Source organism: Streptomyces sp. DSM 40750, from assembly GCF_024612035.1.
In the GTDB taxonomy this organism is placed as follows: Bacteria; Actinomycetota; Actinomycetes; order Streptomycetales; family Streptomycetaceae; genus Streptomyces.
In genome coordinates this window covers 3,674,026-3,697,106 of record NZ_CP102513.1, presented here as the reverse complement: position 1 = coordinate 3,697,106, position 23,081 = coordinate 3,674,026, and the positions used below count along the sequence as shown (strand labels likewise).

At 68.5% G+C, this 23,081-nt stretch carries 20 protein-coding genes; 9 read left to right on the top strand and 11 right to left on the bottom strand.

Going from position 1 to position 23,081, the window contains the following annotated elements; genetic code table 11:
• The first annotated feature begins 113 nt into the window (after positions 1-113).
• Both JIX55_RS16575 and JIX55_RS16570 read left to right on the top strand, forming a co-directional pair.
• Entirely contained in the window at positions 114-1,022 is a 909-nt protein-coding gene (locus JIX55_RS16575; protein WP_257564102.1) for a sulfite exporter TauE/SafE family protein, read from the top strand.
• A 174-nt stretch (positions 1,023-1,196) separates the two neighbouring features.
• Positions 1,197-1,391, top strand: coding sequence for a hypothetical protein (locus JIX55_RS16570; protein WP_257564101.1), 195 nt, complete (start codon positions 1,197-1,199; stop codon positions 1,389-1,391).
• 99 nt (positions 1,392-1,490) lie between these two features.
• On the opposite strand, the gene JIX55_RS16565 is transcribed toward JIX55_RS16570, so the two are convergent.
• The 3 genes from JIX55_RS16565 to JIX55_RS16555 form a co-directional block, all read right to left on the bottom strand.
• Positions 1,491-2,057: an ATP-binding protein gene (locus JIX55_RS16565; RefSeq protein WP_306820009.1), complete on the bottom strand. Its 567-nt coding sequence runs from the start codon at positions 2,055-2,057 to the stop codon at positions 1,491-1,493.
• A gap of 218 nt (positions 2,058-2,275) precedes the next feature.
• Positions 2,276-3,535, bottom strand: a complete 1,260-nt coding sequence (locus JIX55_RS16560) for an ABC transporter substrate-binding protein (protein WP_257564100.1) — start codon at positions 3,533-3,535, stop codon at positions 2,276-2,278.
• Between the two features lie 311 nt (positions 3,536-3,846).
• Positions 3,847-4,419 carry a L,D-transpeptidase family protein gene (locus tag JIX55_RS16555; protein WP_257564099.1) on the bottom strand — a complete coding sequence of 191 codons (573 nt, stop codon included), beginning with the start codon at positions 4,417-4,419 and terminating at the stop codon, positions 3,847-3,849.
• Positions 4,420-4,587: 168 nt separating this feature from the next.
• Between JIX55_RS16555 and JIX55_RS16550 the strand changes: the two genes are divergently transcribed.
• On the top strand, positions 4,588-5,523 hold the full coding sequence (locus JIX55_RS16550; RefSeq protein ID WP_306820008.1) for an AfsR/SARP family transcriptional regulator: 936 nt from the start codon (positions 4,588-4,590) through the stop codon (positions 5,521-5,523).
• A gap of 34 nt (positions 5,524-5,557) precedes the next feature.
• A complete protein-coding gene (locus JIX55_RS16545; RefSeq protein WP_306820007.1) occupies positions 5,558-5,839 on the top strand; it encodes a calcium-binding protein in 282 nt (93 codons plus the stop codon).
• Between the two features lie 153 nt (positions 5,840-5,992).
• On the opposite strand, the gene JIX55_RS16540 is transcribed toward JIX55_RS16545, so the two are convergent.
• From JIX55_RS16540 to JIX55_RS16505, 8 genes are all read right to left on the bottom strand, one after another.
• The gene (locus JIX55_RS16540) at positions 5,993-7,630 is read right to left on the bottom strand and encodes a pyridoxal phosphate-dependent aminotransferase (RefSeq protein ID WP_257564098.1); all 1,638 of its coding nucleotides are present in this window, start codon (positions 7,628-7,630) and stop codon (positions 5,993-5,995) included.
• 176 nt (positions 7,631-7,806) lie between these two features.
• A complete protein-coding gene (locus JIX55_RS16535; protein ID WP_443046707.1) occupies positions 7,807-8,928 on the bottom strand; it encodes an aldose epimerase family protein in 1,122 nt (373 codons plus the stop codon).
• Positions 8,929-8,934: 6 nt separating this feature from the next.
• Positions 8,935-10,179 carry a multiple monosaccharide ABC transporter permease gene (gene mmsB / locus JIX55_RS16530; RefSeq protein ID WP_257564096.1) on the bottom strand — a complete coding sequence of 415 codons (1,245 nt, stop codon included), beginning with the start codon at positions 10,177-10,179 and terminating at the stop codon, positions 8,935-8,937.
• Positions 10,176-11,726, bottom strand: a complete 1,551-nt coding sequence (gene mmsA / locus JIX55_RS16525; RefSeq protein WP_257564095.1) for a multiple monosaccharide ABC transporter ATP-binding protein — start codon at positions 11,724-11,726, stop codon at positions 10,176-10,178. Before mmsA ends, mmsB begins: the two co-directional genes overlap by 4 nt.
• 32 nt (positions 11,727-11,758) lie before the next feature.
• Positions 11,759-12,868: a multiple monosaccharide ABC transporter substrate-binding protein gene (chvE, locus tag JIX55_RS16520; RefSeq protein ID WP_257564094.1), complete on the bottom strand. Its 1,110-nt coding sequence runs from the start codon at positions 12,866-12,868 to the stop codon at positions 11,759-11,761.
• Positions 12,869-12,971: 103 nt separating this feature from the next.
• Positions 12,972-13,934, bottom strand: a complete 963-nt coding sequence (locus JIX55_RS16515) for a hypothetical protein (protein ID WP_257564093.1) — start codon at positions 13,932-13,934, stop codon at positions 12,972-12,974.
• Between the two features lie 122 nt (positions 13,935-14,056).
• Positions 14,057-15,079: a zinc-dependent alcohol dehydrogenase gene (locus JIX55_RS16510; protein WP_257564092.1), complete on the bottom strand. Its 1,023-nt coding sequence runs from the start codon at positions 15,077-15,079 to the stop codon at positions 14,057-14,059.
• The gene (locus tag JIX55_RS16505) at positions 15,076-16,233 is read right to left on the bottom strand and encodes a mandelate racemase/muconate lactonizing enzyme family protein (protein ID WP_257564091.1); all 1,158 of its coding nucleotides are present in this window, start codon (positions 16,231-16,233) and stop codon (positions 15,076-15,078) included. Before JIX55_RS16505 ends, JIX55_RS16510 begins: the two co-directional genes overlap by 4 nt.
• Before the next feature lie 523 nt (positions 16,234-16,756).
• Here JIX55_RS16505 and JIX55_RS16500 point away from each other — a divergent pair.
• The 5 genes from JIX55_RS16500 to yjfF all read left to right on the top strand — a co-directional run bounded on the left by JIX55_RS16500 (position 16,757) and on the right by yjfF (position 22,884).
• Entirely contained in the window at positions 16,757-17,803 is a 1,047-nt protein-coding gene (locus tag JIX55_RS16500; protein WP_257564090.1) for a LacI family DNA-binding transcriptional regulator, read from the top strand.
• 166 nt (positions 17,804-17,969) lie between these two features.
• Positions 17,970-18,971: an ABC transporter substrate-binding protein gene (locus tag JIX55_RS16495; protein ID WP_257564089.1), complete on the top strand. Its 1,002-nt coding sequence runs from the start codon at positions 17,970-17,972 to the stop codon at positions 18,969-18,971.
• A gap of 243 nt (positions 18,972-19,214) precedes the next feature.
• The gene (locus JIX55_RS16490; protein WP_257564088.1) at positions 19,215-20,753 is read left to right on the top strand and encodes a sugar ABC transporter ATP-binding protein; all 1,539 of its coding nucleotides are present in this window, start codon (positions 19,215-19,217) and stop codon (positions 20,751-20,753) included.
• Positions 20,750-21,856 carry an ABC transporter permease gene (locus tag JIX55_RS16485; protein WP_257564087.1) on the top strand — a complete coding sequence of 369 codons (1,107 nt, stop codon included), beginning with the start codon at positions 20,750-20,752 and terminating at the stop codon, positions 21,854-21,856. The genes JIX55_RS16490 and JIX55_RS16485 overlap by 4 nt, the downstream gene beginning before the upstream one ends.
• Entirely contained in the window at positions 21,853-22,884 is a 1,032-nt protein-coding gene (gene yjfF, locus JIX55_RS16480) for a galactofuranose ABC transporter, permease protein YjfF (protein ID WP_257564086.1), read from the top strand. Before JIX55_RS16485 ends, yjfF begins: the two co-directional genes overlap by 4 nt.
• The last annotated feature ends 197 nt before the right edge of the window (positions 22,885-23,081 follow it).

The window sequence follows — 23,081 nt, the reverse complement described above, 5'->3', positions numbered from 1 at the left end:
TCGTCCTAAGCCCTTCCTCAGTTTGACTCCGTACCGTGGCCGCTCGGTCAATCCCTACTTAACCGGTGGGAAAGACAGGGAAGAGCGGCGACGGAAGACGGGACGGAAGACAGATGCGGACGCTGGTACTGCTCGCGCTGGCGGGCCTGGGTGCCCAGCTCGTGGACGGCAGCCTGGGCATGGCCTACGGCGTGACCTCGACCACGCTGCTGCTCGCGATGGGCACGAACCCGGCCGCCTCCTCGGCCACGGTGCACCTCGCCGAGATCGGCACGACCCTGATGTCGGGTGCCGCGCACTGGCGGTTCGGGAACGTGGACTGGAAGGTCGTCGCCAGGATCGGCGTACCGGGCGCGGCGGGCGCGTTCCTCGGCGCCACGGTCCTGTCGTGGCTGTCCACCGAGGTCGCCGGGCCGGTGATGTCGCTGATCCTGCTGGGCCTCGGCCTCTACGTCCTGTCCCGCTTCACCCTGCGTGGCCTGCCCGAGGAACGCCTCGGCCGGCCGCTGCGGAAGAGGTTCCTGTCGCCGCTGGGCCTCGTCGCCGGCTTCCTCGACGCGACCGGCGGGGGCGGCTGGGGTCCGGTCGGCACGCCCGCACTCCTCGCGAGCGGCCGTATGGAACCCCGTAAGGTCATCGGCTCGATCGACACGAGCGAGTTCCTCGTCGCCGTAGCCGCCAGCCTCGGGTTCCTCCTCTCCCTCGGCTCCCAGGGCCTCGACTGGGCCTGGGTGGCCGCCTTCCTCCTCGGCGGCTTGGTCGCCGCGCCGATCGCCGCCTGGCTGGTCCGCCTGGTCCCGCCGAGGGTGCTGGGCTCGGCGGTGGGCGGAGTCATCATCGCGACGAACGTCCGCACGCTCCTCAAGAGCGACTGGATCGCGGCGTCGAGTTCCGTGAGCACGGTCGTCTACGTCGCGGTGTACGCACTGTGGGCGGCGGCCCTGACGTACTCGATCCGCGCCCACCTCAGGGAGAAGGCGGCGGAGCCGACGGCCGAGGAGCGGCAGCCGGTGACGGCGTAGGCGCAGGCGCATCGACCCCGAGAGGAAGGGAACAAGCGCGCCCAAAGGGAGTACATGTGCGCGCGCCTCTCTCTTCCTGTTATCCGCCGTCCATACGTTATGCCCGTCGGCAGGGTTCCTCGCTCCGGGGAGCCACAGCGAAAGTCGTCAGATCCTGCCTCGAAGGGAAATCCCATGACCGTCACCACCTCTGATGCCCAAACGCTCAAGAACGCGCTCAGGTCCGGTGTGAAGACCTGGCACACCCTGTCCTTCGCGACCATGGACGAAGCCGTCAACTTCGTTAACCTCGACCCCCCGCAGCAGTCGGGAGAGGTCTGCTTCTCCTACGCCCCGAATGGGCGGATCGAGCTGATGTACTTCCTGTAGAGCACGCTGCGAAAGATTCCAGCCCGCCCTTCTTTCAAAGGGCCGGGCTGGACCCGTTTGAGGCGCGGCCTCCAAGCGCTGAGGGACGTGTCCCGCAGCTCACCCCAGCCGCACCGCCAGCGTCACCTCCGCCCCCGCCCCCGTCGCGTCCGTCGTCACCGTCAGTCGGTCCGTGACCAGGTGGGCCAGCCACAGGCCGCGGCCGCGGCAGCTCTCCGTGAGGCCGGGGAGGAGTTCGGGGATGGTGAGGATGAAGCCGGGGCCGTTGTCGGTGATGCGGCACTCCAGTTCGTGCGGGAGGCGGCGGAGTTCGAGGCGGCCGTGGCCGCCGGCGTGTTCGACGGCGTTGGCGGCGATCTCGCTGACGGCGAGGGTGAACTCGCCGAGGCGTACTCCGCCGAGGCCCTCCGCGGCGGCTGTGTCCTCGACCTGGGCGCGCACCTGGGGGAGGGTCTCGCCGGTGAAGTGGCGTTTCAGCAAGAGCGTTTCGGGGGCGATGCCGGGGTGGTGGTCACCACCCGGGCCGTCGCTCGCACCGGCTCCGCCGTCAGTCTCCCCGTCCGGCATCGCGGCCGCCTCCTCGCCCGGCATCACGGTCGCCTCCTCGCGATGGGTGTCGATGGGCCCGGGCACGGGGCGTCGGGCGTCAAAGGCGAACTGCCGCACCTCGCCCACGCTATCCGTGCTCGCCCGATGAGTACCCAGGGGATCGAGAGGACATCGTGCCTGGTCGCAACCGTATGAATCCGATCGAATTGTGATCGCTTTCGCCTGGCCATGGCTGATCGCTTTCGCCCGGCCTCGGCTGATTGGTTTGTGTCCGTCGATCAGACGCGACACCGTAGAAAAGGAGACTGTCCGTTGGCCGGGGGCGCCCGGCGGGACTACTTCGTCGCCCTCGCGATCGACTCCAGTACCGCCTTCGGGTTCCCGTCCGGTGTCACCGCCCCACCGATCCGCTCGCGGATCGCGGCGGCGACCTCGGACCAGTTGGTCTCGGCGACGGGGTAGAGGCGGAGGTTCTGGAGGGTGTCGAGGCCGTTCCAGTGGGACCGGTGCTTCTTGTCGGCACGCATGGTGTCGGCGGCGGACGTGGTGACGGGGAGCAGTTCGTACTCGGAGGCCTGCTCGATCACGTACTTGTCGTCGTAGAGGAAGTCGAGGAACTGGCCGATGGCTTCGCGGCGGTCGTCGTTCTTGAACGCGATGACCCAGTCCGCGGTGCCCATGGCCGGCGTCTCCTTGCCGTCGCGGCTCGGCAGCGGGACGGTGCCGTAGGGCACGGAGTCGGAGGAGTCCTCGATCTGGCGGATCAGCGACAGCGGGCCGTTGACCATGGCCGCGTCACCGGTGAGGAACGCGTCGACGGCCGCGCCGCGGTTCAGCTCGCCGGGGGCGACCGGGCCGGTGAGCCCCTCACCGACCAGCTTCTCCTTCAGCCAGGTCAGCGTCGCCACATTGGTGGCGGAGGCGATGTCGTAGCTGTTGGTGGTGTCGGTGTAGCCGCCGTCACCGGCCAGCAGCCACATCAGCGTCTCGGCCTCCGCCTCCTCCGGGCCGAGCGGCACGGCGATCGGGTACTTCACACCCTGCGTCTTCAACACGCGGGCGGCCGCGAGGAGTTCGCCCCACGTCTCCGGCGGATTCAGGTTCGCCTGCCGGAACAGGTCCTTGTTGTAGTAGAGCAGCCGGGTGCTCGCGGTGAACGGCAGGCCGTACTGCGCCCGGTCCATCTCACCGGCGTTCGCGAGACTCGGTACGAAGGAGGCCTGGACCGGGACCGACAGCACGTCGTCCGCGCTGTAGAGGAGGTCCCGCGCGGCGTACTCGGAGTAGCCGTCCGTCTGCACGATGTCCGGCGCCTTGCCCTGTTCGACCAGCTCGGAGACCTTCTCGTCGACCTCGTCCGGGGCGTGGACCTCGACGTTCACATTGATGCCAGGGTGCTCGGCGCCGAACGCGAGGGCGACGCGGTCCCAGTAGCCCTCGGAGTTCTTGTGGACGCTGTCGCCGTAGTTGGTCGCGATGACCGTGAGGGAGACCGTCTCCGACTCCGCGTCCGCGTTCCCGCCGCAGCCGGACAGCCCGGCCGTGAGTCCCAGCGCGGCCGTGGCCGCCACGATCGTCCGGGCCTTGTGGCGCACGGTCCACCCACCTTCAGCTTTCAGCCGAGCCTGAGACGCGCGAGTACGGAGTACGGGACTGCAGGGGGCCACGGGTCTCGCTCGTGCGCGTATGCGATGGCCTTGATCGTATGGCGCGCACCGGCGAGGAACCGGGCCGTGGGCGTTGCTTTTTGGTTCCGACGGTGTGACGGGGTGACCGAGATGCCCCACCGACGAAGGGAAGTACGGAATCGGCGCCCCTGTCGTTCACTTCACCGGATGGGCCCCGAACGGCAGGCGTCCGCCGGACGCTCGGCGCGTCCGGCGGACCTCACGATCTCAGGCGTGCGTCAGTTGGTCACCACGAGCTTCGACGGGAAGCCGACCGCCCTGGCGCGCTTGTACAGGTCCTTGATGTCGTTCGGGGACATCTTGATGCAGCCCGCGGACTTGTAGTCGCCGACGCCGTCCCAGCGGGTGGGCTCGGTGGAGCCCTGGCCGCCGCCGCGGGTCATCTCGCTGTGGATGAACAGCTCGGTGCGCGGGGTGCCGTTCTTGCACTTGGTGTCGTTGAGCTGGAAGGCGTACCCCTTGATGAAGCTGCCGTTGTAGCTCGTGTTCCACTTCTTGATCGTGTACGACTTCGTGGGTAGCCAGCCCTTGTTGCGGGTGCACTCGTTGGTGGAGACGCCCGAGCCCGCACGGTAGGACTTGATGATCCGGTCCGTGCCCGGGACGCTCTTCTTCAGGTACAGCCGCGAGTTGGTGTTCGAGATCTTGTCGAAGTGCAGGTAGTAGCTGGAGGCCGCGGCCGCCTTCGTGCTCCCCGCTGCGGCGTGCGCCGGGAGCGAGACGGTGCCGGCGAGTCCGGCGACGGCGACGACCGCGGTCGCCAAGGCTGTGGTGCGGGTACGCATGCCCATGATGTCCCCCTGGTTTGGTTCGGTTGGTGCTGTGCCTTCTGATGCGCAAGTCGCTTGTGATGGACCTGCGCTGCGTCGGTGACGTGGTGATGACATTGGCCCGTCAGCGTTTCAGGAACCTTTCAACTCCCTTGAAAGGCAAGGCAGTCACCGGAAATCGGGGGGTTCGTGGTGCTGGATTTCACTGTGCTCGGAAGATTAGGAGCGTGTCGGGACGGAGAGCCGGTCTGTCTGGGATCGGCCCGGCAGAGCGGCGTGCTCGCGGCCCTGCTCGTGGACACCGGAACCCCGGTGACCGTGTCCCAGCTACTCGACCGGGTCTGGGCGGACAGCCCGCCGCAGCGCGGCGCCGACGCGCTCTACACCTATCTCTCCCGGCTCCGCCGGGTGCTCGGCGACGACGCCGGGATCGTTCGCCGGGCCGGCGGATTCGTGCTCACCGTCGAGCCGTCCGCCGTCGATTTCCACCGCTTCCACGACCTGCTCGCCCGGGCCCGCCGCGCCACCGCCCCGGCCACCGCCACCGACCTCTTCGAACGCGCCCTTGCCCTGTGGCGGGGCGAGCCCTTCGCGGGCGTGGACACCCCCTGGTTCAACGCGCTCCGGAGCGCCCTGGAGTCGGAACTCCACGCCGCCCGGCTCGACCTGACGGATCTTCAACTGCGCGCCGGACGCCACGGCGAGATACTGGCCGCCCTCCACGTCCGTACCAAGGAGCACCCCCTCGACGAGCGCCTCGCCGGCCAGCTGATGCTCGCCCTCGCCCAGTCCGGGCGCGCCGCCGACGCCCTGGAGCACTACCGCACCACCCGCGGCCTCCTCGCCGAGGAACTCGGCATCGATCCCGGGCTGCCGCTGCGGAGGCTCCATGAACGGATCCTGGCGGGGGAGTTGGAGCCGCCGGAGACCCCGGTCGAGTGGCGGGGCGCGGTGGCCGAGCGGAGGAGGGCGGTGGCCGAGCGGAGGCGGGCGATGGCCGCTCCCTCCAGCCGCCTTCGCCGGGGGCGCACTCGCGTACGCAGGCCGGATCGAGAACGAATCGTTCTTCGACTGGGCATCGGGCCCGGGCTCCCTGATTCCGCTCGGGGGACCACGGCTCGGTGATGCGGGGTGGCCGTGGGGTGAACTCCCGGACGGCATGACCGGCTGCGCCTACGCGTGCCACGGCGGCGCCGACCACGACACCCTCACCGGCGGTGGCAACGAGGACGGCAACGCGAACGCCCTCTACGGCGACTCCGGCAACGACACCCTGCGCGGCAGGGCCGGCGACGACGTCCTCTACGGCGGCAAGGGCCACGACAAGCTGTACGGCGAGCAGGGCAACGACAAGCTCTACGGCAACAGCGGGAACGACGTGCTCTACGGCGGCCAGGGCAAGGACACGCTCTCCGGTGGCGCCGGCCGCAACAAGCTGTAGCAGGACTGACGCCGGGTCCCTCGGGGATACGCCACCGGAGCTGACGCCGGTCTGCGCACGACCAAGGTCTCCCGAAGAAGCGACGCCCCCGACAGCGGCCCGTACAGGGCCCGTCGGGGGCGTCGCATCATGGGGTCCGTCAGGGGGCCGGGCTCACCCCACCTGGTTGTACACCGCCCCCGCCGCAGGCCACCCCTGCGGCTCCTCCAGCGGCTCCGGCTGCGTACGGCCGCGTACCTGGGCGGCGGTCAGACCCTGGGCGGCGCCGTTCGCGCGCCGGCCCTGGGCGGCGGCCGCGAGGCCGGGCATGCCGGTCTGGGCGACGGGCTGGAGGCCGGGCGCGGGCATGCCGGCGGCCGGCGCGGCGGGCATCGGGGCCGGAGTGGGCATCGGCATGGGGGCGGGGGCCGGGGCGGGAGCCTGCGCGGGGGAGGCGAACTGCATGGGGGCGGCCGGGGCCGGCGCGGGGGACGCGAACTGCATCGAGGCGGCCGGGGCCGGGGCCGGGGACGCGAACTGCATGGAGGCGGCGGGGGCCGGGGCGGGCATGCTCATGGCCTGCGCGGCGAGGTTGTGCATCCCGGTGCCGCTGGTCTCGCCCATCAGTCTGTCCACGGCCGCCGTACCCGAGCTGTAGCTGGTCCCGGTGCTCAGCTCAGGTACGGCGGCTCCCCTCCTGGACCCGTAGAGAACCGACTCCAGGCCTGACACCAGGCGACGCACGTCCACCTGGGGCCGGACCACGAGTCGCAGGAAGCGACTGGACGAGCCGACCTTGTTGCCGCACTCGCGGACCAGGATCCGGTGCTCGGTGAGCAGGCGGTCCCGGACCACGGTGCCCTCGGCGCCGACGGGAAGGCGCACGAAGAGGAAGTTCCCCTGCGACGGGTAGACCGTCAGCCCGGGGAGGGCGGAGAGCTGGCGGGCCATGTCCAGCCGGTCCCGGCGGACCTGGTGCAGGCTCTCCATGTACTCGGCGCCGTGGTTCTTCAGCATGAACACCACGTGCTCGGCGAAGGAGTTGAGGTTCCACTTCGGCAGCATCGAGCGGACCTTGCCGGCGAGGGCGGGGTTGGCGACCAGGTAGCCGAAGCGGATGCCGTGCAGACCGAAGTTCTTGCCGAGGCTGCGCAGCACGACCACGTTGGGCCGCATGACCGCGTCCTGGACCGTGCTGGGCTCGGACTCCGCGTCGGCGAACTCCAGGAACGACTCGTCGATGACGATCAGGTCCAGGTCGGCCATCGCGTCCATGAACTGCACCAGCGCGTGCCGGTGCAGGAAGCCGCCGTCGGGGTTGTTCGGGTTGCAGATGACGGCGACCCGGGTGCCGCGGGCGCGGATGAACTCGGCGTACTGCGCGAGGTCCAGGGCGAAGCCGCTGGACTCCTGGAGCGGGAACATGTCGACCCGCTTGCCGGTCTCCATCGGCTGGTCGGTCCAGCGGCCGAAGGTGGGGACGGGGACGGCGAGGGACTCACGGACCATCAGGTGGTCGAGCCAGGTGATGAGTTCGGTGGAGCCGTTGCCCATCGCCACGCACTGAGGCGGCAGTTGGAGCAGATTGCACAGCTCAGCCGTGATCGTGTCGGCGCTGCTCGGGTAGTACGTGATGATGTCCCGCAGCTTGCCCGCCATGTCGTCGAACATGGCGGGCGTGGGGAAGTAGGGGTTGCACGGGATACAGAAGTCCACCGGACCCGCACCCTCGCCGCCCTCACGTGTCAGCGCCGCCATCGAGGGGCTGTGCGCCGCAGTGCTGCGGAACAACGAGGTGACGTTGTCGGCCATGGAACCTCCGTAGGGGGCGGACCCGCTGGGGACGGCCGGGTCCGACGACTAAGGGCGGCCCGTGCGGGGGAGCACGGGCCGCCCTTACATACGAAGGCTGGGGTGGCTCTGTTCAACCGCTGAGAGTTTGGTGGGAACTTGTGAACCACCTGTGAAGGACGGTTGTCGCGGTGCTGTCAGTCGAACGCGTGGACCGTCGTCGACCGGTACGTCTGCCCAGGTCGCAGCAGCGTCGACGGGTACGACGTCTTGTTCGGCGAGTCCGGGAAGTGCTGGGTCTCCAGGCACAGCGCGTCCCCCTGCCGGTAGATCTTCCCGGAGGGTCCGACGAGTGTGCCGTCGAGGAAGTTCCCGGAGTAGAACTGCAGTCCGGGTTCGGTGGTCGAGATCTTCAGCGTACGGCCGGACTCCGGGTCGGAGAGGGTGGCGGCCCACTCCGGATCGGCCGTCCTGCCCTTGTCGAGCACCCAGTTGTGGTCGAAGCCCTTGGCGTACAGGAGCTGTCGGTCGGCCTCACGGATGTCCTCGCCGACCGTCTTGGCCCCGCGGAAGTCGAAGGGGGTGCCCGCGACCTCGGCCGGCTCACCGGTGGGGATCAGGCCGGCGTCGACGGGGGTGAACCGGGAGGCGGCGATCGTCAGTCGGTGGTCGTGGATCGAGCCGCCGCCCTCGCCCGCGAGGTTCCAGTACACGTGGTTGGTGAGGTTGACGACGGTCACCTTGTCGGTCGTCGCCTCGTAGTCGATACGCCACTCGCCCCGCTCGGTGAGGGTGTACGTGACCCGCACGGCGAGCGTGCCGGGGTAGCCCTGCTCGCCGTCGACGCTCGTGTACCGCAGACGCAGGCCCACGTCCGAGCCGTCCTCGAACGGCTCGACGTCCCAGACCGCCTTGTCGAAGCCGTCCGCCCCGCCGTGCAGGCTGTTGGCGCCGTCGTTGACGGACAGCTGGAACGTCTCGCCGTCCAGCGTGAACCGGCCCGCGCCGATGCGGTTGCCGTACCGGCCGATCAGCGCGCCGAAGTAGGGCGACCCGGCGACGTAGTCCTCGATGGTGTCGAAGCCCAGGGAGACGTTGGCGTACCGGCCCTCGCGGTCCGGGATCTCCAGGGACTGCACGATCCCGCCGTACGACAGGACCTTCAGACGGGTGCCGCCGTTCTCCAGCGACCAGCGGTGGATCTCCGTCCCGTCGGCGAGCTTGCCGAAGAGCTCCTTCACCGGCTTCCTGCCTTTCGTGGAACAGCCGAGGGGTCCCGCGCGCTCGTGGCACGCGGGACCCGACGACTTGCTCGAAATACCTGCCTACGAACCGGACTTGCGCTTGTTCCACACGTCGAACCCGACGGCGGCCAGCAGGGCCAGGCCCTTGATGACCTGCTTCCAGTCGGAGCCGACGCCCAGGAGGTTCATGCCGTTGTTCAGCACACCGAGGACGAGACCACCGATGATCGCGCCGAGGACGGTACCGACACCGCCGCTCATGGACGCGCCACCGATGAACGCCGAGGCGATCGCCTCGAGTTCGTAGTTCAGGCCCGCCTTCGGTCCGGCCGCGTCGAGGCGGGCGGCGACGACCAGACCCGCCAGGGCCGCGAGCACGCCCATGTTCAGGAAGACGTAGAAGGTGACCTTCTTGTCCTTGACGCCGGACAGCTTCGCCGCCGGCAGGTTGCCGCCGATCGCGTAGATGTGCCGGCCGAAGACGGTGTTGCGCATGACGTAGCCGTAACCGACCACCAGCAGGCCGAGGATGATCAGCACGATGGGCGCACCGTTGTAGCTGGCGAGCAGCAGGGTGACGACCATGAGGGCGGAGACGATCGCGACGAGCTTGAGCATGAAGAGGTTGGTCGGCAGCTGGTCGAGCGAGAACTCCTGCTGACGCTTCCTGTCCCGGACCTCCTGGATCACCACGAAGGTGATCAGGACGAGGCCGAGCAACAGGGTGAGATTGTGGTAGTTGGTCTCAGGGCCGACCGCCGGGAGGAAGCCGTTGCCCATCTTGTTGAGCCCCTCCGGGAAGGGACCGAGGGTCTGCCCCTCCAGCAGGATCTCCGTCACACCGCGGAAGGTCAGCATCCCGGCGAGGGTGACGATGAACGACGGTATGCCGAGATAGGCGATGAAGAACCCTTGGATCGAGCCCGCCACCGCGCCCGCCAGGAGGCAGAGCACCATGGCGACGGGCCACGGTACGCCGTTCTGCACGGTCAGCACGGCCGCGAAGGCACCGACGAACGCGGTCAGCGAGCCGACCGACAGGTCGATGTGGCCCGCGACGATGACCAGCATCATGCCGATCGCGAGGACCAGGATGTAGCTGTTCTGCAGCACCAGGTTGGAGACGTTGCGCGGCAGCAGCAGGTCGCCGTCGGTCATCACGGCGAAGAACGCCACGATCAGGCCGAGCGCGATCAGCATGCCGTACTGCCGCATGTTGCGGCGCATGCCGTCCATCATCAGCTGCAGCAGGTTCCCGCCCGCCGCACCCCCGCTCTTGCCGGGCGGCGCGGGGGCCGGGCTCTTGGCGGTCACTTCCGTGCTCATCGGGTTACCTCTTTGTCCTTCGTCATCTGACGCATCAGCGATTCCTGCGTGGCCTCGGCACGCGTGAACTCGCCGGTCAGCCGCCCTGCGGCCATCGTGTAGATGCGGTCGCACATCCCGAGCAGTTCCGGCAGCTCGGAGGAGATGAAGACGACCGCCTTGCCCTCAGCGGCCAGCTTGTCGATGACCGTGTAGATCTCGTACTTGGCGCCGACGTCGATACCGCGCGTCGGCTCGTCCAGGATCAGCACATCCGGCCCCGCGAAGATCCACTTGCTGAGGACGACCTTCTGCTGGTTGCCGCCGGACAGCTTGCCCACCGGCTCGAAGACGGTCGGCGCCTTGATGTTCATGGACTTGCGGTAGCGCTCGGCGACCTGCCGCTCCTCGTGCTCGTCGACCACACCGCGCTTGGAGACCTTGTTCAGAGCGGTCAGCGAGATGTTCCGGTTGATGGTGTCGATGAGGTTGAGGCCGTAGTGCTTGCGGTCCTCCGTGACGTACGCGATGCCGTTCCTGACCGCCTCGGGGACGGTCTTCGTACGGATCTCCGTGCCGTCCTTGAGGACCGTGCCGCCGGCGTACCGGCCGTACGTCCGCCCGAAGACGCTCATCGCCAGCTCGGTGCGGCCGGCGCCCATCAGGCCCGCGATACCGACGATCTCGCCGCGCCGCACGTTGATCGACACATTGTCGACGACCTTGCGCTGCTGGTCGATCGGGTGGTGCACGGTCCAGTCGCGGATCTCCAGGGCCGGGGCCGAGCCCGCCTCCGGCTCGTGCGGGGTGCGCTCGGGGAAGCGGTGGTCGAGGTCGCGGCCGACCATGCCGGAGATGATCCGGTCCTCGGTGGTCTCCTCGGCCTTCACATCGAGGGTCTCGATGGACCTCCCGTCGCGGATGATCGTGACCGAGTCGGCGACCTTGCGGATCTCGTTGAGCTTGTGGGAGATGATGATCGAGGTGATGCCCTGGTTCTTCAGCTCCAGGATGAGATCGAGGAGTTTGCCGCTGTCCTCGTCGTTCAGTGCCGCGGTCGGCTCGTCGAGGATGAGCAGCTTCACCTTCTTCGACAGCGCCTTCGCGATCTCCACGAGCTGCTGCTTGCCCACACCGATGTCGGCGACCCGGCTCTCCGGGTGGTCGTCGAGACCCACCCGGCGCAGCAGCTCACTGGCGTGCCGCAGCGTGTCGTTCCAGTTGATGACCCCGCGCGAGGCGTGCTCGTTGCCGAGGAAGATGTTCTCCGCGAGCGACAGGAACGGCACCAGCGCCAGCTCCTGGTGGATGATGACGATGCCGTGCTGCTCGCTGGCCCGGATGTCCTTGAACGAGCAGAGCTCACCCTCGAAGAGGATGTCGCCCTCGTAGCTGCCGTGCGGATGGACGCCGGAGAGCACCTTCATCAAGGTGGACTTCCCGGCGCCGTTCTCACCGCAGATGGCATGGACCTCGCCCTGGCGGACGGTCAGTGTGACGTCCGACAGCGCTTTCACACCGGGAAAGGTCTTGACGATCGAGCGCATTTCCAGGACGGGTCCCGCCATGGTCGTGCCTTCCAATCCGTAAGGTTCGACGCTTACTTGAGCTGGTCCGCCGTGTAGTAGCCGCCGTCGACGAGGACCTTCTCGTAGTTGGCCTTGTCGACGCTCACCGGCTCCAGCAGGTAGGCCGGGACGACCTTGGCGCCGTTGTCGTAGGTCTCGGTGTCGTTGGTCTCGACCTTCTTGTCGTTGAGCACGGCGTCGACCATGTTCGAGGTGACCTTGGCCAGCTCACGCAGGTCCTTGTAGACGGTCTGCGTCTGCTGGCCCGCGATGATCGACTTCACCGAGGCCAGCTCGGCGTCCTGGCCGGTGAGGACCGGCAGCGGCTTGCTCTTGGAGCCGTAGCCGTCGGACTTCAGCGCCGACAGGATGCCGATGGAGATGCCGTCGTACGGCGAGAGCACCGCGTCGACCTTCTCGCTCTTGTACGACGCCGTGAGGATGTCGTCCATGCGGCCCTGGGCGGTGGCGCCGTCCCAGCGCAGGGTGGTGACCTGGGTGAGCTCGGTCTGCTTGGACTGGACGACCAGCTTCTTGTCGTCGATGTACGGCTTGAGCACGCTCATCGCGCCGTTGAAGAAGTACTTGGTGTTGTTGTCGTCGTTGGAGCCGGCGAAGAGCTCGATGTTGAAGGGGCCCTTGCCCTCCTTCAGGCCGAGCTTCTCGACGATGTAGTTGGCCTGGAGCTCGCCGACCTTGGAGTTGTCGAAGGAGGCGTAGTAGTCGACGTTCTCGCTGCCGAGGATCAGACGGTCGTAGGAGATGACCGGAATGTTCGCTTCCTTGGCCTGCTGGAGCACGTTGTCGAGCGACTTGTTGTCGATCGCCGCGATGATCAGCGCCTTGACGTCCTGGGCGATCAGGTTCTCGATCTGCGAGACCTGCGTCTCAGGCTGGTCCTCACCGTAGACCAGCTGGGTCTTGTAGCCCTTGGCCTCCAGGTTCTCGACGACGTTCTTGCCGTCGGAGATCCAGCGCTCGGACGACTTGGTCGGCATCGCGATACCGATCGTGGCACCCTTGGTGCTGCCCGAGGAATCCGTCTCGCTGCCACCCTCGGAGCTCTGACCGCAGGCGGACAGGGTCAGGGCGAGAGAGGCGGCGGTGGCTATGGAGGCGAGAGCGGCTCTGCGATTGCGCATGTCATCTTCCTTGATGTGTGAGGCCGGGGACCCGATCGGGCGAGGAGTTGTGTCGGAGTCTGTGCGACTGCGTCGGGTTTTGTGAAGGGAGGTTTCCGGAACGTTATGCGGGCGTTCCGAACCGCTTCAGGGTGCCCGGCAGTCGCGAGCCGAGCGGGGCCATGTCGCCGTCCGCCCCGTGGCGTGCGAGCAGGTCCAGGGCGAGCCGGCCGCGCCGTACGCGTTCCTTGGCCGTGGACAGGGTGAGGTCCCGCATGTGGTGCCCGTAGGGGTAGATCCCCGGGGTCTTGGACAGGCCGAACTTCAGATAGAGCGGTGCGCCGCGCCGGATCAGCTCGGCGACCTCGTACATGCGCACATAGCCGCCGAGATCGTCCGGGGCCTCGATGTACATGTCCATGGGAGCGCCGGACACGCGCCGGATCTCGGTGAGGTGATCGAGCGTCAGATCGCTCGGCACATTGATCGAGTCGCCGCCGAGGTTCTCGTACACGGCGTACGCGGTCGGGTTGACCGGCCCGATCAGCGCCGACACCTTGAGCGTCGTGTCGGCCGGCAGGATGCCCGCGACCCGCGCCTGGTGCAGCGTCCACAGCACACCCTCGTCGGCGACGAGCAGGCACTTCACACCCAGCTCGGTCGCGCGTACGGCGTCCTCGACACACCCGGCGACCGCGTCGTGGCCGCGGGCGCGCAGTCCGGCGCCCTTGGAGTCGGTACGGGTGGAGGCGCCGATGTCCCAGGTGCCGCGCGGACCGGTGAAGAGGCAGAGCTCGATGTCGCGCTCGGCCGTCGCCTCGACCATCTCGGTGATCTCGGCGTCGGTGAGCATCCAGACACCGCTGCCCTGGCTGATCCGGTGGATCGGCACATCGAGCCGCGAGGACTCCTTGAGGACCACGGCGAGCGCCTCGGGCCCCTCCACGGAGGGCACCTCGGTGCGCCAGCGGCCGCCTTCGGGAAACGTGTGCGGGGAGGCGTCGGAAGGGTCGAGGGCGGGCGCGCTCAGCCCGAGCGCGGCAAGGGCCTGCTCGCCGGGCCGGCGGGGCGCGGTGGTGTCGGTCACAAGCTGTCCTTCACAGTTCGGTATTTCGGACGAGGTTCGCGGCTCTGGGTACAACAGATCTTGGGTGTACGCCGGTACGAGGTCGTCAGGTACCCCGTACCGGCGTACGGCTCAGGGGTGTGTCATGGCCGCAGCAGGACCTTTCCGACAGTCGGGTCGCCGGACCCCACCAGCTCGATGGCCTGCGGGAACTCCTCCAGCGGCAGCTCGTGCGTGACGAGCGGCAGCGGATCGAGGAGCCCGGCCCCGAAGACCCGCACCGTGTGCGCCCAGGCGTCCGGAGCCGCGCCGAACACGGTGTGCACCTCCAGCTGCCGTACGACGAGATCCGTCGGGTCGAGCCCGTCCGCGCCCGGCGCCGGGATCCCCGTCAGGACCAGCCGGCCGCCGCGCCGCAGCAGGGCGGCGGCGGTACAGGCCGCGTCCGCGGACCCGGCGGTCTCGATGACGACGTCGAAGTCGTCCGGCAGCTCCTGGTCCTTGGTACGGAAGTCCGTGGCACCGAACCGCTTCGACAGCTCCGCCCGGTCCGGACGGGTGCCCACGACGAGCAGCTCGGCCGGCGAGCCCGCCTTCAGGAACTGAACGGCGAACATACCGAGCGTCCCCGTGCCCACCACGGCGACCCGCTCACCCGGAACGGCCTTCGCCTTGAGCGCGGCGGCCGCGATGCACGCGGCCGGCTCCAGCAGCGCCGCCGCCGTCAGATCCGCGTCGTCCGGGAGAACGTGCAGCAGACGGGCGGGCAGCGTAAGGGTGGTGGCCATCGCGCCGGGCTGGGTGAACCCGGTCTCCTCGTACCCGGCCGTGCACAGCGTGGTCTCGCCCGCGTGGCAGCGGTCGCACACCTGGCAGTTCCGGAAGCCCTCGCCCACGACCTTGCGGCCTACAAGACTTGAAGGCACACCGTCACCGACCGCCGCGACCGTTCCGGACCACTCATGGCCCGGTGTGAGGGGGTAACGGACGTACCCCTCCGGCCGGTTGCCTTGGAAGACCTCGCGGTCGCTGCCGCAGATCCCCGAGGCGTGCACCCGGACCAGGGCCTCGCCGGCCTCCGGCTGCCGGGGCTCGTGCGGGACGAGCCGGTGCTCGCCCGGCGCCTCGATGACGACGGCGGTGGCCGCGTCGGGCGAGGCGGTCACTGGGTGCCCTTGGGCTTGCGCTGCTCCCAGCCCTCGGCCCACAGGTCGAAGCGGGCCTGCTGCTGCGGGAACTCCGCCGCCGCGTCGACGTCCAGCTCGACCCCGAGGCCGGGCTTGTCGGAGAGGTGGAAGTAGCCGTCCACGACCTCCGGGGCGCCCGAGATCACCTTCTTGATCTCCGCGTCCGCGAAGTCGTTGAAGTGCTCCAGGATCTTGAAGTTCGGGGCGGTGAAGCCGACCTGGAGGGAGGCCGCGGTGAGGACCGGCCCGCCCACGTTGTGCGGCGCGACCAGCGTGTAGTGCGTCTCGGCGGTGGCGGCCAGCTTGCGGGTCTCCCAGATGCCGCCGATGTGGCCGACGTCGGGCTGGATGATGTCCACGGCCTGGCTCTCGAAGAGCTCCCGGAACTCGATCCGGTCGTGGATCCGCTCACCCGTGGCGATCGGCATGTCGACCTTGGCCGCGACCTTCTCCAGCGCCTTCAGGTTCTCCGGCGGCACCGGCTCCTCCAGCCACGCGGGCTTGAAGGGTGCCAGGTCCTTGGCCAGCCGGACGGCGGTGGCGGGCGAGAACCGGCCGTGCATCTCCAGCATCAGCTCGGCGTCCGGCCCGATGGCGTCGCGCACGGCCTCGATCAGGGAGACCGCGTACAGGCTCTGCTCGTGGTCCAGCTCGAAGTGGCCGGTCCCGAAGGGGTCGATCTTGAGCGCCTTGTAACCGCGCTCCATGACCGTCTGCGCCGCCTTGTGGTACGCCTCGGGGGTGCGCTCCGTGGTGTACCAGCCGTTGGCGTACGCCTTGACCTTGTCGGTGACCTTGCCGCCGAGCAGCTGCCAGACCGGGACGCCGAGGGCCTTGCCCTTGATGTCCCAGCAGGCCATCTCGATGACGGCGATGCCGGACATCACGATCTCGCCGGCCCGCCCGTAGTCGCCGTACTTCATCCGGCGGACCAGGTCCTCGACAGCGAACGGGTCGGACCCGAGAATGTGGTTGGCCTGTGCCTCGTGCAGATAGCCGAGCAGCGCGTCGGTGTGGCCCAGCATGCGGGTCTCGCCGACGCCGGTGAGTCCCTCGTCGGTGTGCACCTGGACGTAGGTCAGGTTTCGCCACGGCGTCCCGACCACGTGCGTGCTGATTCCCGTGATGCGCACGGTACTCCCTGTCCTCTGTGTCTGTTCGAAATTTCGTCACTCGTTCGAAATGCTGATCGCGACAGTAAGGACGACCCGGCGGGAGTGTCAATGGGTCGAACGCATAACGGATTCACGACCACGTCCGGGAACGTTACCGCCGCGACACCTCGGCCGACGCACGCCGTGCTCGTGCGGCCCGTCGTCCGGAGCCGGGTTGGTCCTCTTCCCCGGCCGCGATGTGCGTGACGGCCCGCCGCTTCGCCGGCCCTCGCCGCGTGCCGCGTTATTCAACCGTGACGCCTTCCCTGCTGCAGGCCTCTTGACCGCCATGAATTGTTAGCGCTCACAATGACCTCCGCACTCACCAGTCGTCGCCCAACGGCATCCAAGGAGGTACGAGCGTCGTGCAGGCACTGCTCCAACTCGCCTTCCCCCCCGGTGTCATGGGGCTTTCCGGAATCCCGGCGTGAAGCCGGCCGCGCGGGAGCACGCACCCGCATCACAGGTCTTATCGGCAGACGACCGCCAAGGAGGTGTGGCCGTGACCCACTCGCAACTGCGGCCGCCCACCATGGCCGACGTGGCACGCATGGCCGGGGTGTCCCACCAGACCGTGTCCCGTGTCCTCGGGGATCACCCGAACGTGCGGGACGAGACCCGGGCCAAGGTGCTCCGTGCGATCGAGGAGATGGGCTACCGCCGCAACTTCTCCGCTCGGGCCCTGGCGACCCGGCGCACCCGGACCCTGGGTGTGGTCGCCTCCAACACCACGCTCTACGGTCCGGCCAGCACGTTGTTCGCGCTGGAGGAGGCGGCGCGTGCCGAGGGGTATCTCGTCTCGACGGTCAGCCTGCGTAAGCTGACGGTCCAGACGCTGTCCGAGGCCCTGGACCGCCTCAGTGAGGGCGGGGTGGAGGGCGTGATCGCCATCGCCCCGCAGCGGTCGGCGGTCGAGGCCCTCGCCGAACTGCGCCACCCCTTCCCGGTGGTGGCCGTGGGCACCGGGTCCGGCGCGGAGGTCCCCAGCGTCAACGTGGACCAGCAGCAGGGCGCGCGGCTGGCCACCGGCCATCTGCTGGCCGTCGGCCACCGCAAGGTCTGGCATCTCGCCGGGCCCGAGGACTGGCAGGAGTCGGCGGACCGGACCGCCGGCTGGCGGGCCACCCTCGAAGAGGCGGGGGTCGAACCGCCGCTGCCGCTGAGGGGTGACTGGAGTCCGCTGTCGGGCTACCGTGCGGGCCAGGAACTGGCCGGCTGGGTGGGCCGCGGTCTGACCGCCGTCTTCGTCGCCAACGACCAGATGGCGCTGGGGGTGTTGCGCGCGCTGCGGGAGGCGGGCGTACGGACTCCCCAGGACGTCGCGGTGGTCGGCTTCGACGACATCCCGGAGTCGGAGTTCTTCGCGCCGCCGCTCACCACCGTCCGGCAGGACTTCGCGACGGTGGGCAAGCAGGGCATCGCCCTGCTGCTCGACCTCATCGAGGGCCGGACCCCCTCCGGTCAGTCCAGCGTCGCCATCGAGCCCCAACTCGTCGTCCGCGCCAGCACTTTCCCGTACACCCCCCAAGCGGGGACCGCACCCGGCTGACGCGGCTCCCGCAGCACCAACCGATCGACCTCCCTCCGGCCACTTCACGAACCGCACCAACGTGGCCGACATTTCGAACAATGATCGACAGGCTGGACGCACAGCGGCCGGTCCCATCGAGCACCAGTGGTCCGTCCCCGGACCGGCTCTTCAAAGGAGAAGAAACATGCTCAACAGACGGAACTTCCTCACCGCGGCGGTCGGCGTGGCGGCGGCGGGCACCCTGGCGGCCTGCGCCAAGGAGGACGACAGCTCCACCGGCACCTCCTCCTCCGGCGGCAAGAAGATCACCCTCGGCTTCTCCCAGGTCGGCTCGGAGAGCGGCTGGCGCAGCGCCAACACCGACTCGGTGAAGTCGGCCGCCAAGGAAGCGGGCTACACCCTCAAGTTCTCCGACGCCCAGCAGAAGCAGGAGAACCAGATCTCCGCGATCCGCTCCTACATCGCGCAGAAGGTGGACGTCATAGCCTTCTCGCCGGTGGTCGTCACCGGCTGGGACGCCATCCTCAAGGAGGCCAAGGCCGCGAAGATCCCGGTCGTCCTGACCGACCGGTCCGTCGAGAGCGACGAGTCCCTCTTCGTCACCCTGGTCGGCTCCGACTTCACGGACGAGGGCCGCCGCGCCGCCAAGATCCTGGAGAAGGTCCTGGAGACGGCCGGCCACAAGGGCAAGGTGAAGATCGCCCAGCTGGAGGGCACCACCGGTGCCGCCCCCGCGATCGAGCGCGCCAAGGGCTTCAAGGAGGTCATGGACGCGGACCACAAGGACGACTGGGAGATCGTCGTCAGCCAGACCGGTGAGTTCACCCGCGCCGGCGGCAAGCAGGTCATGGCGGCCTTCCTGCAGTCCAACCCGGACATCAACGTCCTCTACGCGCACAACGACGACATGGGCCTCGGCGCCATCCAGGCCATCGAGGCGGCCGGCAAGAAGCCCGGCAAGGACATCCTCATCGTCACGGTCGACGGTGTGAAGGACGGCTTCATCGCCATGTCCGAAGGCAAGATCAACGCGATCGTCGAATGCAACCCGCTGCTCGGCCCCCAGCTGATGGAGGTCGTGAAGACGGTCCACGAGGGCGGCACGGTCGAGCGCTGGATCAAGACCGAGGAGAGCGACTTCATGCAGGACCAGGCCAAGGACGCGCTCCCCACCCGTAAGTACTGACCGCACCTTCCGCCGGGAGTCTCCGGCCGACCGAACTCTCGGTCGGCCGGGCCCTGCGGGCCTGCAGCGTTTCGCTTCAAGAGGAGCGCTGCCGTGACTCCACCCCCCACATGAGGGGGCTTCCAACCCGAAGGTTGCGGTCCAGCCCGAACCGACCCCTTCCGGGGCGGAACGAACGTAACACCGACCAGGTATGTGAATTCCCCCACCGGGCAAAGCCGGTGGTCCCTCGCTAGGAGACGTATGGCAGAGCCGCGGCCCGTCCTGGAGATGACGGGCATAGTCAAGGAGTTTCCGGGGGTACGGGCTCTGTCGGGCGTCGACTTCCGGCTCTTCCCCGGCGAGATCCACGCCCTGATGGGCGAGAACGGTGCCGGGAAGTCCACCCTCATCAAGGTGCTGACGGGGGTCCACTCCCTGGACGGCGGCACCATCACCCTCGACGGCGAGGTCGTGCGGATCGGCAGCCCGCTGCAGGCGCAGCACGCCGGCATCAGCACGGTCTACCAGGAGGTCAACCTCTGCCCCAACCTGTCGGTGGCGGAGAACATCTTCATCGGACGTGAACCCACGCGCGCGGGCCGCATCCAGTGGAAGCGGATGCGCAAGGAGGCCGCGGAGCTGGTCGACCGGCTCGGCCTCGACATCGACGTGACCGCGCCCCTGTCCTCGTACCCGCTGGCCGTGCAGCAACTGGTCGCGATCGTACGGTCGGTGGGCACCGGCGACAGCGACGGCGAGGGCTCCGGCACCAAGGTGCTCGTCCTGGACGAGCCCACCTCCAGCCTCGACCGCGACGAGGTCCTCGAACTGTTCCGTCTGATGCGGCGTCTGCGGGACGAGGGCGTCGCGATCCTCTTCGTGTCGCACTTCCTCGACCAGATCTACGAGATCTGCGACCGGATGACCGTCCTGCGCAACGGCACCCTGGTCGGCGAGCACATGGTCCGTGACCTCGACCAGGTCGGGCTGATCGAGCTGATGATCGGCAAGGCCCTGGACCAGTTGGAGGAGCTCCACGAGCACCAGCTGCGCTCCGACGTCGGCGAGACGCTGGTCGAGGCCGAGGGACTGGGCCGGACCGGCGGTATCGCCCCCTTCGACCTGGAGATCAAGAAGGGTGAGGTCGTCGGACTGGCCGGCCTGCTCGGCTCGGGTCGCACCGAACTCGCCCGGCTGCTCTTCGGCGCCGACCAGCCCGACAGCGGCAAGGTCACCGTGGGCGGCAAACCGGTCCCGATGAACGCCCCGAACGACGCCATCGGCGCCGGGGTCGCGTTCTGCTCGGAGAACCGCAAGGCCGAGGGCCTGGTCCCCGACCTGACGGTCCGGGAGAACATCATCCTGGCCCTGCAGGCGGCCCGCGGCTGGACCCGGCCCATCCCGACCGTCCAGCGCGACGAACTCGTCGCCAAGTACATCAAGGCCCTCGACATCCGGCCCGCGAACCCCGAGGCCCGTGTCGGTCAGCTCAGCGGCGGCAACCAGCAGAAGGTGCTGCTCGCCCGCTGGCTGATCACCCAGCCGAAGCTGCTGATCCTCGACGAGCCCACCCGCGGCATCGACGTCGGCGCCAAGGCCGAGATCCAGAAGCTCGTGGTGTCCCTCTCCGAGGACGGCATGTCCGTGCTCTACATCGCGGCCGAGCTGGAGGAGGTCCTCCGCCTCAGCCACACCATCGGCGTGCTGCGCGACCGCAAGCTGGTGGCGCGGCTCACCAACGGGCCGGAGATCACCACCAGCAAGATCCTGGAGACCATCGCGAGCGGAGAACACCAGTGAGCACCCCATCCGTGGCCACGACAGGCACGACGTCCCGCTGGCGGGCGCTGACGCACCACCACCTGTTCTGGCCCGTCGCGGTCCTGATCGCCCTGCTGCTCGTCAACGTCCCCTTCACCCCCGACTTCTTCTCGGTCCGGATGACGGACGGCCACCTCTACGGCAGCCTCGTCTCGATCGTGCTCTTCGGCTCGCCCCTGATCCTGGTGGCCGTCGGCATGACCCTGGTCATCGCCACCGGCGGCATCGACCTCTCCGTAGGTGCGGTGGTCGCCATCACCGGCGCCCTGACCTGTTCGTACATCAGCGACCAGACCGACCAGAACGCCCTGTCCGCGGTCTTCCTGGCCATGGGCATCGGCCTGGTGGCCGCGGTCCTCTGCGGTCTGTGGAACGGCTTCCTGGTCGCCAGGATGGGCATCCAGCCGATCATCGCGACCCTGATCATCATGGTCGCCGGACGCGGTGTCGCCCAGCTGATCACCGACGGCCAGATCATCACCATCAACAGCGAGCCGTACAAGCTGATCGGCGGCGGCTACTGGCTGACGCTGCCCTTCTCCATCTTCGTGGTGGCCGCGGTCGTCGCCATCACGGTGGCGCTGACCCGCAGGACGGCGCTCGGCCTGCTCGTCGAGTCGGTCGGCGGCAACGCCGAGGCCAGTCGCCTGGTGGGCATCAGGTCCCGGCGCATCAAGATCATGGTCTATATGTTCTGCGCCCTGTGCGCGGGCATCGCGGGCCTGATGATCAGCTCCAACACCTCGGCCGCGGACGGCAACAACGCCGGTCTGTGGATCGAGCTGGACGCGATCCTCGCGGTGGTCATCGGCGGCACCTCGCTGCTCGGCGGCCGGTTCTCGATCGGCGGCACGGTGATCGGCGCCCTCGTGATCCAGACCCTGACCACCACGATCTACACCATCGGCGTGCCGACCCAGACCAACCTGGTCTTCAAGGCCGTCGTCGTCATCGTCGTCTGCCTGCTGCAGTCCCCGAAGTTCCGGGCCAAGGTCTTCGGCGCCAAGGGACGCGGACAGGCCACACCGGCCCAGGCCGCCCCCGCGGCCGACGCCGCCCCGAAGATGGAGGTGTCGCGATGAGCGCGACCACCAAGACCCCCGCGGCGCCGGAAAGCCGTACGACGGCGCAGGCGTCGACGGCCGCGCGCCTGCTCGGCGACCGGCGGCTGCCCGTCCTGGTCACGGCCGCCCTGTTCCTCGCGATGTACATCGCCGGTCTCGGCCGGTACCAGAACTACGGTTTCACCGAACCGCAGGTGTTCCTCAACCTGTTCATCGACAACGGCTATCTGCTGGTCGCCGCCGTCGGTGCCACCTTCGTCATCATGTCCGGCGGCATCGATCTGTCCGTGGGCTCGGTGATCGGCTTCACCACCATGTTCACGGCATGGCTGGTGGAGCGTCAGGGCCTGCCGCTGCTGCTGGTCATCCCGCTCGCCCTGGGAGTCGGCGCGTTCGGCGGCTTCCTCATGGGCTATGTGATCCACAACTTCGAGATCCAGCCGTTCATCGTGACCCTCGCCGGACTCTTCCTCTTCCGGGGCCTCTGCCTGGTCATCAGCAAGGAGTCGATCTCCATCAGCGACTCCTCGGTGAGCAGCCTGGCCCAGGCCCAGGCGTCGCTGGGGGTGGGGTTCCTGTCGATCGGCGCCATCGTGGCCATGGCCGTCCTCGGCGTCGCGTTCTACGTGCTGCACTACACGCGCTTCGGCCGCCGGGTCTACGCCATCGGCGGCAACGAGCAGTCGGCGCTGCTGATGGGCCTTCCGATGGGCGGCACGAAGATCGCCGTCTACACGGTCAGCGGCTTCTGCTCGGCACTGGCCGGCCTGCTGTTCATGCTGTACATCCAGTCCGGTGACCCGCTGCACGCCGTCGGTATGGAACTCGACGCGATCGCCGCGGTGGTCATCGGCGGCACGCTGCTGACAGGCGGCTCCGGCTATGTCGTGGGCACCCTGTTCGGCGTCCTCGTCCTGGGCCTGATCAAGAGCCTCATCCAGTTCGAGGGCACGCTCAGCTCCTGGTGGACGAAGATCGCCACCGGTGTGCTGCTCTGCGCGTTCATCCTGATCCAGCGGGCCATGACGGCCCGTAAGCAGACCTGAGCCGACGAGCACGCACGCGGTTGCCGAGGTCCGTCGCACGCACACCGTGCGACGGACCTCGCGGCGTTCACGGCAGCCGGGTCGGAGGATCGCGGCGAATGGTCGGTCTTGACCTCAACCGAGCAAACCGGAAAGGCCAGTTCCGCACAGAACCTTCACGGGAGACCCTATGAACGTTCCTGGTGAGGAACTTAGTC